Source organism: Dawidia cretensis (genome assembly GCF_018598175.1).
GTDB lineage: Bacteria > Bacteroidota > Bacteroidia > Cytophagales > Cyclobacteriaceae > Ohtaekwangia > Ohtaekwangia cretensis.
This window is the reverse complement of the sequence record NZ_JAHESE010000036.1, coordinates 53,785-64,692: the sequence shown is the minus strand read 5'-3', so window position 1 is coordinate 64,692 and position 10,908 is coordinate 53,785. Positions and strand designations below refer to the sequence as shown.

At 53.7% G+C, this 10,908-nt stretch carries 14 protein-coding genes; 6 read left to right on the top strand and 8 right to left on the bottom strand.

Annotated elements, in window-relative coordinates:
* From KK062_RS25260 to KK062_RS25225, 8 genes are all read right to left on the bottom strand, one after another.
* Positions 1–238, bottom strand: a 238-nt coding sequence (locus KK062_RS25260; RefSeq protein WP_254087157.1) for an FAD-binding protein, incomplete at its 3' end; no start/stop codon positions are given.
* The gene (locus tag KK062_RS25255) at positions 235–1,974 is read right to left on the bottom strand and encodes a metallophosphoesterase (protein ID WP_254087156.1); all 1,740 of its coding nucleotides are present in this window, start codon (positions 1,972–1,974) and stop codon (positions 235–237) included. The genes KK062_RS25260 and KK062_RS25255, both read right to left, overlap by 4 nt.
* Positions 1,964–3,403 (bottom strand): patatin-like phospholipase family protein, encoded by a 1,440-nt coding sequence (locus KK062_RS25250; protein WP_254087155.1) that lies wholly within the window; start codon positions 3,401–3,403, stop codon positions 1,964–1,966. Before KK062_RS25250 ends, KK062_RS25255 begins: the two co-directional genes overlap by 11 nt.
* Complete coding sequence (locus tag KK062_RS25245) at positions 3,393–3,809, bottom strand: DUF4345 domain-containing protein (protein ID WP_254087154.1); 417 nt, start codon at positions 3,807–3,809, stop codon at positions 3,393–3,395. The genes KK062_RS25250 and KK062_RS25245 overlap by 11 nt, the downstream gene beginning before the upstream one ends.
* Positions 3,796–4,182 carry a patatin gene (locus KK062_RS25240; RefSeq protein ID WP_254087153.1) on the bottom strand — a complete coding sequence of 129 codons (387 nt, stop codon included), beginning with the start codon at positions 4,180–4,182 and terminating at the stop codon, positions 3,796–3,798. The genes KK062_RS25245 and KK062_RS25240 overlap by 14 nt, the downstream gene beginning before the upstream one ends.
* A complete protein-coding gene (locus tag KK062_RS25235) occupies positions 4,179–4,652 on the bottom strand; it encodes a DUF1772 domain-containing protein (protein ID WP_254087152.1) in 474 nt (157 codons plus the stop codon). Before KK062_RS25235 ends, KK062_RS25240 begins: the two co-directional genes overlap by 4 nt.
* The gene (locus KK062_RS25230; RefSeq protein WP_254087151.1) at positions 4,649–5,533 is read right to left on the bottom strand and encodes an acetoacetate decarboxylase family protein; all 885 of its coding nucleotides are present in this window, start codon (positions 5,531–5,533) and stop codon (positions 4,649–4,651) included. Before KK062_RS25230 ends, KK062_RS25235 begins: the two co-directional genes overlap by 4 nt.
* A 19-nt stretch (positions 5,534–5,552) precedes the next feature.
* Positions 5,553–6,569 carry an alpha/beta hydrolase family protein gene (locus tag KK062_RS25225; protein ID WP_254087150.1) on the bottom strand — a complete coding sequence of 339 codons (1,017 nt, stop codon included), beginning with the start codon at positions 6,567–6,569 and terminating at the stop codon, positions 5,553–5,555.
* A gap of 241 nt (positions 6,570–6,810) precedes the next feature.
* Here KK062_RS25225 and KK062_RS25220 point away from each other — a divergent pair, with 241 nt between their 5' ends.
* From KK062_RS25220 to KK062_RS25195, 6 genes are all read left to right on the top strand, one after another.
* Positions 6,811–7,134, top strand: a complete 324-nt coding sequence (locus KK062_RS25220) for an ArsR/SmtB family transcription factor (protein ID WP_254087149.1) — start codon at positions 6,811–6,813, stop codon at positions 7,132–7,134.
* A 1-nt stretch (position 7,135) separates the two neighbouring features.
* Positions 7,136–7,603 (top strand): SRPBCC family protein, encoded by a 468-nt coding sequence (locus KK062_RS25215; RefSeq protein ID WP_254087148.1) that lies wholly within the window; start codon positions 7,136–7,138, stop codon positions 7,601–7,603.
* Between the two features lie 7 nt (positions 7,604–7,610).
* Positions 7,611–8,015: a DoxX family protein gene (locus KK062_RS25210; protein WP_254087147.1), complete on the top strand. Its 405-nt coding sequence runs from the start codon at positions 7,611–7,613 to the stop codon at positions 8,013–8,015.
* A gap of 4 nt (positions 8,016–8,019) precedes the next feature.
* Entirely contained in the window at positions 8,020–8,595 is a 576-nt protein-coding gene (locus KK062_RS25205) for a YdeI/OmpD-associated family protein (RefSeq protein ID WP_254087146.1), read from the top strand.
* Positions 8,596–8,606: 11 nt separating this feature from the next.
* Positions 8,607–9,188 carry a DUF4256 domain-containing protein gene (locus KK062_RS25200; RefSeq protein WP_254087145.1) on the top strand — a complete coding sequence of 194 codons (582 nt, stop codon included), beginning with the start codon at positions 8,607–8,609 and terminating at the stop codon, positions 9,186–9,188.
* A gap of 90 nt (positions 9,189–9,278) precedes the next feature.
* On the top strand, positions 9,279–10,847 hold the full coding sequence (locus tag KK062_RS25195; RefSeq protein ID WP_254087144.1) for a family 43 glycosylhydrolase: 1,569 nt from the start codon (positions 9,279–9,281) through the stop codon (positions 10,845–10,847).
* Positions 10,848–10,908: the final 61 nt, after the last annotated feature.

The window sequence follows — 10,908 nt, the reverse complement described above, 5'->3', positions numbered from 1 at the left end:
ACCCATTTTCCGATCCCGCCTCGAGCGTGCCTTTGTTGAACTGCATTTGTTTGGCCGCTTCGCGCAGGTTGCCGGGAAATTCGCCCGGCAAAAACTCTTTGCCTTTCTCCAGCAAACATACCTTCTGCCCACAGCGCGCCATGCGCGAGGCGGCAATGCTGCCGCCGTAGCCGGAACCAATCACCACGACGTCGTAGTGTGTTTTTATTTCAGGAAAGGGTCTTGATAGCTTTTTCATGGTTTCAACGTAATTTCATCGATGAGGGTGTATTCAATAGTTTGTTTCGGACGGAACCTGGCCGCATGCGCGTCAACCGTTTGTTCCTCCCAATCGGTTATACTCTTTTTGATACCGATGGCATAGATCGTAGCCCCGCCTGGGGTAATCCTGATGCGCAAGAAGTTTTTATACCCCTCCCACCGGAAGGAGGAGAATGCTTCGGTCGGATGGTTTCGCACGATGAGTGTGCTCACCAGCAGGTATATCCCGAAGATCATCGTGCTGGCCCAGCCGCCGGCAATGATCATCTCGGCCGAAAACAGTATGATTTGCCAGCCTGACCGCACATCCAATTGAAGATGGTGCATATTGACCACGGCAAAGGCCCAGACGGCCAGGTAAAACACCAACAGCTGTAGCAGGCCATGAAGCCCTCCCGCGATGTAATTCCATTTCTTCTTTCCCGTGGCGGTGTCGGCAAAAAACGTAAGGCCCACCAGGAGCAGCAAGTTTAGAAATACCACGGATGGGCTATGCCGGATGTGGTCGTAAATGAGCGTACACAACCTGCCGAGATCCGGCGTGCTTTTTACCGCGTCCAGGAATGTTTCGGTATCGCGGCTTCCCGATTGCAGAAACCAGGTTGTAAACAAGTGGAATGCACCGAGGAAGAACCACATTTGCACGCTAAAGAACGGAAAGAGCAGGTTCCACCAGGCCAGGCGTTTCGACTGTGATGCCGTGGGAAATGCGCTCTTGCGCGTAGCCTCATGGTTCCCCTCCAGGATAATCTTCTCCTTTAGCAAATGTGTAGGATGCGCAAACGCGCCGCCGCCGCCCGCCGTGACGAGCTGCGTCACCCGGCCTGTCTGATTCTGTATTTGCTCGTAGCGTGAGTAATGATGCAGGTCGCCCGTCAGGATTGCCGCGATGCGCAAATCCCTGTTCTTGTCATAGTAGGGACACTTGTCGTCGCCGTACAACACCCGGTCGATAAAAAACTGAATCCGGGCGTGCGACTTGTTTTTGTCATCCCACGAGTTATATACCCACGACGGTTCGGCGGTACAAAGAATCACCTTACTGCCGGCTTCAAACGCCGGGTCTTCCAGAATCTTGCGGAAGTAATCCATCTGTGGTTTGTCGATGTCGGCATTCAGTTGAACATCGATGCCGATCAACCAATGCTTATGCGGCAGCCTGACGGCAAAGTAGCTTCGGTCTTGTTCGGTAAGCCAGCGACCCAGCGACCGCTTCTGACAAAACAGCTTGATAAAATTACCCAACCCATCGTACCAGTCATGATTACCCGGCAAGACAAACAATTGCCTGGTATAGGGCTCGTTTACGGTATGGTTCGGTTTGTCTTTCCACGGAAAGGCCGCGTTGTACGGCCCTTGCAGCCGGTTCTCATACTCGGCAGCCTCGGGTGTGGGATAAACCGCATCGCCGCCCATGATGAGCAGGTCGCCTTGCTTCAGCTCTTTGCCACCCACGGAAAGCTTCGCCTGCGCCAGTGAGTAGGCTACCGTATAGGTTGAGTTAAAGCCGTCGCCCAGGTCGGAAACATAGTCGACCCACAGCTCTTCTTTGTCTGCGGCGTTGTAAAAGGACGCACCGGGCGAAAGCGCCGCTTCCATCTCCCGCTTATCGGCAAAGTTTCCAAAGATGCCGGAGATCAATGTTTTCAAACCGGTGGACGCCAGCTGCTGGACGTCGTACCAATTCACCATGGGGCGTTTCTCAAATTCCATTCGATAATAATTTTGACATCAGATCATACCGTTTTTTTAATCCACCCATACCCCCCTTTTCAGTCGCGACGCCGGTGGTAAACCAGCCGCGCAGGCGGTTGCGAATGGATTGGTGAAGTGTACCTTTTACGACCGTAGATTCGTTCAGGTGAATGACCACGTTTACATGTTTGAGTTCCAGTCCCAGTAGAAAATCCATGGGCGAATATAACCGCCACGTCATGTGCACGCGGTATGTGCTGCCGTCGTGATCGGCTTTTGCTGTTGCCTCCAACACCTGATACTTCCCTGCCCTACGGGCCGATACGGCAAGATCGTATAAGGAGATCTCCCGCCCAAGAACCGATGCCTGAAGACTGGCATAGAGATTCAGGACATGCCGTCCCGCCCTATCGTGGTACGAGAAGTAGGTATACAGCATCAACTTTGTTTTTACACCTTGCCAGGATACCGTGCCTTCAAACGTGCCGCGAAAGTTGAGCCGATCGCCGGGCTCGCGCATGCGGGTAGTGCCATGATTCATCGGCACGCCCTCCGCCGGCATCGTGGCCAGGCAGTGTTTGGCGTCGGCGTAGCCCATGTTGATCAGCGACCGCGTATCGACCTTGCCAAAGAACAGGTCGGGATCGAGGGGTAAGGGATATTCGGGTTTGATCACAAACAGTTTGACCGGCTTCTGCTGGCCGTATATGGAATCGCCTTTTTTGATCGCCTCGTTGATATAGGCTATCTGTTTATATTCTTCCAGCAGCGCGCCGTTGGCGCTGATCTCAATCATGTGTACGTACTGGTTAAAAAAGCCGGGCAGGTAGGTTTGGCTATTGCCAATGGCCCACACCAGCCAGAGCTCGTCGGCGCCGCGTTGTACGGCTTCCAGGAGGTTGGCGTCTTTGATCCACACGGCGTCGGTATACCAGTGGCCCCCGATGGGCAGCGCCGGCATAAAGATGGGCAGCGATACGCCGGCGATGAGGTGGTCTTCCGTAACCCGCGGGTGTGGGATCGACTCGACGGTCTTCTGCGAGAAGTTACAGACGTTGAAGGTGAACTGGCCGCGCTGGTTTTTCCGGATCTTTTCCAGGTCTATGCCCAGCGAGGGAAATATATGTTTGCGAATGCCATCCGCATCGCCCATGCCCGTCATTTGCCACGGTTTGAGATAGCTTTTCAGACCCAGCGCCGAGACGAAGTACTTCAGCTTGAGTGCACGCCATCGCCCGGCAACCTCGTCGGGCGTTAACCCCGAGGCTAACATGCCAGTATTAAAAATACCCCCCGAGGTACCGTCGACATGTGTAAACTGCAGTCCTGCCTCTTCCAGGGCGCGCAGCACACCGCCCTGGTAGGCCAGGCGTACGCCGCCCCCTGCCAGGATCAACGATTTTTTCACCGGTGTACCGGCGGATACCAGCAGCGAATCAGTAGTCATAATATAGCGTCGTTTTTCGTGTATAGAAAAAGATGACGACGACACCGAGCAGCTCGTAGGCCAGGAAGAAATAAAACAGCCACGAAGGCGAGCCGTCGATCACGAGCGATACAACGCGCGCCAGGACGCCGGAGAACATGATCAACAGGAAGAGGCCGTTGAACGTCTTATGCGTGAAGATTTCCTTCGTAAACAGCACGGCGAACAGCCCGTAGCCCAGCTCCAGCGCCCGCAGGAAACGGTACTGACTGATGAGGTTGACGCGGCTATATTCGGGCAGCGTACTCGTATCGAGGTCGAACAACCAGACGTGGTCCAGGCGGGGCCCGACAAAGGCGCCCCAGAACCCGGCGAGTATAACCAACCCGATGTAGGTATAGAATAAAAAATAACTAAGTGCTTTCACCCGACTTTATAATTTTAAGGTAATAGAGAAACAGTACGCCCGACAACAAGTCGAACACCGCCACACCGGCCGCCATTCCCGAAAAGATGCCCTGCAAAATACCTAACCCTACCGCTACACACGCGCCCAGCTTTTGCAGGGCGCACCAGAGAATGGCCGCCGTGCCGGAACGCGCGCTGTAGACGGTATGCAGCATCAACCCGCCGAAGAGCGCCATGAACATGCCGACGATGGCAAAGAAATGCGCGGTCGTGGGCGTTATGTCGGCGCCGATCACACCGAGCACAAAGGCCGGCGCCACGACCTGCGCCAGGCCCGACACAATGGTCGCCAGCGAGATGGCGACGACCAGCAAGTTCAGAAAGCGGCTCATGCGCGTTGTCTTTTAAGTGCCACGGAGAAATAGAGCATCAGGGTGAGCCATTGAAGCGTCCACAGGCTGACGCGGATGATGTTTAAGAACATCCACTTGTCGAGTACGGTGTTGAGCTCGATGGGGTCGGTAATACCCTCCGCCATACGTTCGTTGTAGTCGAGGATAAAGTAGATCGTCAGCAACGTCGCCCCGATTACGAGCACGAGCACCACGATGGGATACCACTTGTCGCGGCTACGCCACTTCTCTATAATAAAGATTGCGCAGCAGACCATCATCACCATGGTCATATAGGTAAAAAAATGCGTGGCGGCCGTTACTTGCGGTACAAACTGGTTGTAGTAGTTATCGGGCGTAAGCTTGGGCGCAATGGGAAACGTAAAGAGCACCAGGGACCAGCCCGTGCCAAAATACATGGACACGCAGGCAAACAGCAGTGCCTTGTTCAACACATATACTGTCTTCATAGCTTATACTTTGCGTAGTCGGTAAAGGCGGGCGCGGGCAACCAATCCTCGTTCCGGCCCAGGTGGAAGACACTTTCAAACCCTTCGGGCATGGCGGGCGGCGGGGTGTCGTACGTCATAAACCAACATTGGAAATGATCGTCGAGTATACCGTTTGCCTTGGGCATGAACATGGTAAAGAACGGATCGGGGTTGATGTTGAGGTTACGCAGGTACGACACATTGGGATGATCGCCGATAAACAAGCGACCGCTGGCTTTTCCAAAGAGGTTTATGCCGGCCCTGGAATTGAAGTAGATATACGACGCCATCAGCATGTTGCGGTAACAGCAATAGTTGGTGGTGCCGACCTTGAGCCCCAGCGAAGCGGATTTGGGCCGGTCGATCTCGATGCGAAATGCAAACTGTCCATCTTTTTCATACTGGGCGCTGACAGCGGTATCGCTCACGATGAAGTCCAGGTTGGCCTTATGCTTGGGCATGCCCCAGATGCCCTTTCCACCTTTTACGGACACTTCACTGCTGACCGGCAAGTCGAGTATGTATTGCCCTACACCATAGGCTTTCATGAACATCACATTCAGCACTGCCGGCGCGGGCTTGCGACCGTGGGTGCAGCCGATGGCAATGCTATACTCGATGTATTTGCCGATGCTGGTGTTTACATAATTAATGACGGTGATGAGCAACGCGGCCCGGCCATTGGGGAGCTTCAGGGCATGCACTTCATTGCCGGGCAGCAGGTCGTTTGCTTTTTTCCAGTCGCAGGAAAAACCCGCCATTAACGCCGGCGAATCTTTGGCAAAGACCGGCATCTGGTAGGGGATGTTATCGACCAGGGCATACCGGCCTGTATAGTGTTTGATTCTGGAGGGAGGCATTTTTTTGAAATTAAGAGGGTTATAATTGACTAAGCTCCTGGAGCATCAGGGGAAATACATCTTGATGTGCATTCTTTCCCAGGAATACATCCAGGTGACTGTATTGTTCCAGTATATAAAGTCTATGAACGCCCGGGTCGACGCGTTGCAGGTAGTCGAACGAACGCTCCTGGCTTTCGGCCAGGAAGCATTTGTTCTTGCGACCGCCGAACAGCACCACCCGCGCCGTCAGCGGCGGAAGATCGGGTGCGTAGGTGGTCGTCGCATCTTTTTGGTTGGGCACCAGCACGCCCGCCTTTACACACCGCGTGATGTGCGTAAAAAATGTAAGCGGCACATTTGCAAACTCGTGTTGAATCCAGTCCATGGTCGGCTTGTCGAGGTTGTCCAGCTCCCAAAGTGCGGGGAACCCTGCACCGTACGTGAAGCTGACGAACTTGCCGACGAGCGTATCCTTCTCGCGGTGCGTAGTTTTGACAATCAGGCGCAAGAGCTTTTCTTTTATACCCGGCGCCTTCAGCCCCCACTGGGGATTGAGATAACGAAAGAGCAGTTTTACAACGGGCACAAAAACGTTGAGCTTAAATACAGAGTACGATGGCACCACGGGATGGAGGGACACGGCATTGCTGATGATGAGCTTGACTTGCGGCACAAGCCCCAGCATGACCGAGATCATAAAGCTGGTGCTGCCCTGGCAGTGTATGATGGCCTTGATGTGCTTAAAGCCGGTAAGCTCGACAACTTTCTGTACCGCCGCGGGATGGTCGTAGCGTGCGGCTTTGTCGAGGTCCCATTCGTTAGGCGTTACTTCAATACTACCTCGCCAGTTCTCGAGCCATACATCGTAGCCGGCTTCCGCGAGTGTCGTGATGAGGTTCTTCGCCGTGGGAGGATTGAAGATATTACCCCGCACACCGGCTCCGTGCACCAATAACACTGGTTCACCGCCCGACTTACTACTCTTTAAATGCTTCAGGTTACAGGTAACACCGTCTTGTGTTAAAAAGGATATCGTTTCAAACTCATTTGCCATGCGCGTGGGTGTCGTTAACAAAAAAGGGAGCCCACCTCCGCATCTTCTGCTCCGAGCAGACGATGGGTAGATGGGCTCCCTCTCCACGTGAAAGTAGCCGGTCGCCTGCATTTTTACAAGCCGGATTTTTCCCCTATTCCATTTAAATAAGCGTCTTTTAACACTTGTCTTGAAAAAAATCCGTGCAGCCTATTGCGCAGTCACTTAACTGCGCGTAAATTAGCAGTCAAATAGCTGCACAATGGAATTGAGAAGAGACGTGTTTCAGGCCATCGCCGACCCCACCCGTCGGGCGATCATTGCGCTGGTGGCCATGCAGGCGATGACACCCACCGCCATTGCCGAGAACTTCGATTCGTCGCGACAGACGATTTCCAAGCACATACAGATTCTGACGGAGTGTGAATTATTAAAGCAAGAGCAAAATGGACGGGAGATTTATTATCACTTCAATCCGAAAAAAATGAAAGAGATCGCAGCGTTCATCGAACCTTACCGCGACCTGTGGGAAGACCGATTTCAAAAACTCGAGTCCATCATGAAAAAATATAAACCCAAGAAATAATATGGAACGCAAAACACAGGTCCGGGCCGGAAACGGCCAGCAGGATATCATCATCACCCGCGAATTTGACTTGCCGGTTGCGTTGCTTTTTAAAGCCTATGAAGACCCGGAGATCGTTGCGCAGTGGATGGGCACGAAAGTAATCAAGCTGGAAAACAAAAAGCATGGCGGCTACCAGTTCGAGACGAGCGATCCGCAGGGCAACGTTGTATTCCGCGCCAACGGCGTTATTCATTCTTTTGTCCCGGACAAAAACATCACGCGCACGTTTGAAATGGAGAATGCGTCGTTTGGTGCGCAGCTGGAGTTCCTGGATTTTGAAGCGCTGACCGACGACACCAGCAAGCTGACGATACAAAGTATATTTCGTTCGAATACGGCGCGCGATGAGCAACTCAAACTGCCGTTTGCGTTCGGGCTGAACATGGCGCATGACCGATTACAAGAAATTGTCAGTATCCTAAAATAACATCCTTATGTCAAAACGAAACAAGATCATTTATTGGATTGCCACGCTCTGGCTTTGCCTGGGTATGGTGGCTACCGGCATTACACAATTGATGCAGATGCCCTCCGACGGCGCATTGTCACCACCCGGTGTGTATGGCATTACGCAATTAGGCTACCCGGTATATTTTCTGACGATCATCGGCGTTTGGAAAATTTTGGGTGTGATCGCCATGCTTGTTCCAAAATTTGCTTTACTGAAGGAATGGACTTATGCAGGTTTTGTTTTCCTGTTGACAGGCGCGCTATATTCACATATTGCCACAAGCCATGTACTGGCTGAGTTGTTCCCGTCGGCATTGTTGCTGGCCCTGACCGTACTGTCGTGGTACTTCCGACCGGCCAGTAGGAAGGTTATAACCGCTAACGCATAACGTTATGAATCCGAAGGTTGATTTCTTTTTTAGTAAAGGGCAATGGCAGGAAGAGACCCGGCTGTTGCGCGAGATCGCACTGAGCTGCGGACTGAACGAAGAGCTGAAGTGGGGTGTGCCGTGTTACACGCTGGAGAAAAAGAATGTCGTATTGATCCACTCCTTTAAAGAATACTGTGCGGTGCTGTTTTTTAAGGGTGCTTTGATGAAGGACCCAAAAAACATTCTGATTCAACAAACCGAAAACGTTCAGGCGGCGCGCCAGGCACGGTTTACCAACGCCAGCGAAATAACGAAGCTGAAAAGCGCGTTGAAAGCGTATATCAAGGAAGCCATAGCCCTGGAAAAATCCGGGCAGAAGGTGGAATTGAAAAAGACTACCGAGTTTACCATGCCGGAAGAATTCCGGTCAAAGCTTCAGGGCAGTCCGGGTCTCAAGAAAGCGTTTGCTGCCTTGACGCCGGGCCGGCAACGTGGCTACCTGCTCTACTTTTCGTCGGCCAAACAAGCCAAGACCCGCGAAGCCCGTGTGGAAAAATATATACCCAAGATTCTGGATGGATTCGGATTAGAAGATTAACATCATACGCCATGGCAAAAACAAAAAAACAAAGCAGCGAACAATCGCTTTCGGCGGAGCAAACGGAGGAGCTCATGGATGTGCTGCAAAAACGGTTTGAGAAAAACATGAAGCGCCACAAGGGCATTGCCTGGGCAGATGTGCAAGCACGGTTGGAGGCCCACCCCGCCAGGCTGTGGTCGCTGGATGAAATGGAGACTACGGGTGGGGAGCCTGACGTGGTGGGCTACGACAAAAAGACGGGCGAGTACATTTTTTACGATTGCTCGGCCGAGACCCCGAAAGGTCGCAGAAGCCTTTGTTACGATCGGGAAGCACTGGATTCCCGGAAGGAACACAAGCCCGCCAACAGCGCGCTGGACATGGCCGAAGAAATGGGCATTGAGATCCTGACGGAAGAGGAATACCGGGCATTGCAAAAACTGGGAGAGTTCGATTTGAAAACGTCCAGTTGGATTTACACGCCGGAGCCGATCCGGAAACTGAAGGGTGCGCTCTTTTGCGACCGCCGCTACGACCACGTTTTTGTGTACCACAACGGTGCCGAGTCATATTACGCGGCACGTGGTTTCCGGGGTCTGGTGCGGGTTTGACGCCGTTTACTCCATTCGTCGGGTGTTTTTGTCGTTTCAACGGTGCGTCAGGCATGATAATTATGTTATCTTCGCGAACTATCCATGGCCATGACCCCTGCACCCAGCACCTCATTCCCGACGGTATACATCGTATTGTTGTTGCTTTGCCTTGCCGTGCCTGTCATGGGCCAGCGCCTGGTCATGCCAGGGGATTTTCCCGATCCGTCGGTCGTTCAGATCGGCGACACCTATTGGGCTTCCACCTCGTCGGCAAACTGGGCGCCAGCATTTCCCCTGCTGGCATCCAAAGACCTGGAGTCGTGGGAATTCCGCGGACACATATTTCCGCAACTCCCGGAATGGGCCGATTCCTACTTTCAGGCACCCGAGATCACGTATGACAGCACGGGTGTTTATGTTTATTATACGGCCCGCAAACGCGGTGGCAACCTGTGTGTAGGCATTGCCCGCGCCGATAGTCCCGAAGGCCCATATCAGGACCTGGGTCCCATTATGTGCCAGGACGCCGGTTCGATCGACGCCTTTCCGGTACGCGACAACGACGGTACGTTGTACCTGGTCTGGAAGGAGCATGGTAACAGCATCGGCAAGCCCACTCCCATATGGGCCGCCAGGCTCACGCCTGAGCGCACCGGCATAGTCGGTGAGCCTTTCAAACTTTTTCAGAACGACGCTCCGTGGGAAAAAAGCCTGGTGGAAGGTGTGTCGATCACCCGCCATGGAAAATATCTCTATGCTTTCTATACGGCGGCTAATTGCCAGGGCCGCGATTGCGTGTATGCCACCGGCATTGCCCGCGCGCGAAACCTGCATGGACCGTGGCAAAAGTATCGCGCCAACCCAGTACTGGAAGCCGGCGCGCGTTGGAAGGGACCGGGGCACGGCACCCCCGTAGAACGCAACGGCCATTATTACTTTCTGCACGATGCACACGACGATGCCAACACCGCCTTTACAGGCCGCCAGGGTGTACTGTCGGAGTTTACCTATACCAACGACGGCTGGCTGCGCTTCGAATCGCAGGACGGCCGCGACGCTCCCATTCCTGCCCGCCTGGTGGACACGTTTGACGGTGGCAACCTGGCGCCGCAGTGGAGTTACTCCGCTTTTCAGAAACCACAATACAACGTGGGCGAAGGTACGCTGACGTTGAACAGCATCCCGTCGCCGTGTGGCGCCTACGTGGCTCAGAAACTTTATACCACGGACCTGGAAGCCGAGGTGACCATGAAGCCCACGGCCTGCACGGCCGAGTCGGGCATTGCGTTGGTCAGCGACGACCTCAACATGCTGCGCGCGACATTGGTGGGCAGTAAGGTGTCGTTGTGGAAGATCTCCAAAGGTCATCACCCTATATTGTTGGCCGAGAGGTTCATCCGTAAAACCGACAGCGTGATCGTACGCATCGTGGTGCGTGATGGCCGCGAAGCCATCGTTACCTATAGCACCAACGGCACTCAATTCCACAAGCTCAACACCGACCCTGCGTCGCTAACGTTCCTCCAAAGCCGCGATCGCGCCATCCGCGTGGCCCTCGTGGCCATTGGCGATACGGACCGCCGGGCGTGCTTCGAGCACTTTACGACGCGCGTGCGCAAGCCGGAGGACCAACAACACATCGCACGGTCAGGGCCGTTCCGCAGACGAGAGAGGTAAAAATTACCCATATCGGGTATTGCTATAAAACAGGAGAGGTTGCCATCGGGCGACCTCTCTT

What these genes read in the sequence shown, in the direction of transcription:
- KK062_RS25255 (WP_254087156.1), bottom strand. Translation starts at nt 1,974, where the DNA reads ATGGAATTTGAGAAACGCCCCATGGTGAATTGGTACGACGTCCAGCAG.
- KK062_RS25250 (WP_254087155.1), bottom strand. Translation starts at nt 3,403, where the DNA reads ATGACTACTGATTCGCTGCTGGTATCCGCCGGTACACCGGTGAAAAAA.
- KK062_RS25240 (WP_254087153.1), bottom strand. Translation starts at nt 4,182, where the DNA reads ATGAGCCGCTTTCTGAACTTGCTGGTCGTCGCCATCTCGCTGGCGACC.
- KK062_RS25235 (WP_254087152.1), bottom strand. Translation starts at nt 4,652, where the DNA reads ATGAAGACAGTATATGTGTTGAACAAGGCACTGCTGTTTGCCTGCGTG.
- KK062_RS25230 (WP_254087151.1), bottom strand. Translation starts at nt 5,533, where the DNA reads ATGCCTCCCTCCAGAATCAAACACTATACAGGCCGGTATGCCCTGGTC.
- KK062_RS25225 (WP_254087150.1), bottom strand. Translation starts at nt 6,569, where the DNA reads ATGGCAAATGAGTTTGAAACGATATCCTTTTTAACACAAGACGGTGTT.
- KK062_RS25220 (WP_254087149.1), top strand. Translation starts at nt 6,811, where the DNA reads ATGGAATTGAGAAGAGACGTGTTTCAGGCCATCGCCGACCCCACCCGT.
- KK062_RS25215 (WP_254087148.1), top strand. Translation starts at nt 7,136, where the DNA reads ATGGAACGCAAAACACAGGTCCGGGCCGGAAACGGCCAGCAGGATATC.
- KK062_RS25210 (WP_254087147.1), top strand. Translation starts at nt 7,611, where the DNA reads ATGTCAAAACGAAACAAGATCATTTATTGGATTGCCACGCTCTGGCTT.
- KK062_RS25205 (WP_254087146.1), top strand. Translation starts at nt 8,020, where the DNA reads ATGAATCCGAAGGTTGATTTCTTTTTTAGTAAAGGGCAATGGCAGGAA.
- KK062_RS25200 (WP_254087145.1), top strand. Translation starts at nt 8,607, where the DNA reads ATGGCAAAAACAAAAAAACAAAGCAGCGAACAATCGCTTTCGGCGGAG.
- KK062_RS25195 (WP_254087144.1), top strand. Translation starts at nt 9,279, where the DNA reads ATGACCCCTGCACCCAGCACCTCATTCCCGACGGTATACATCGTATTG.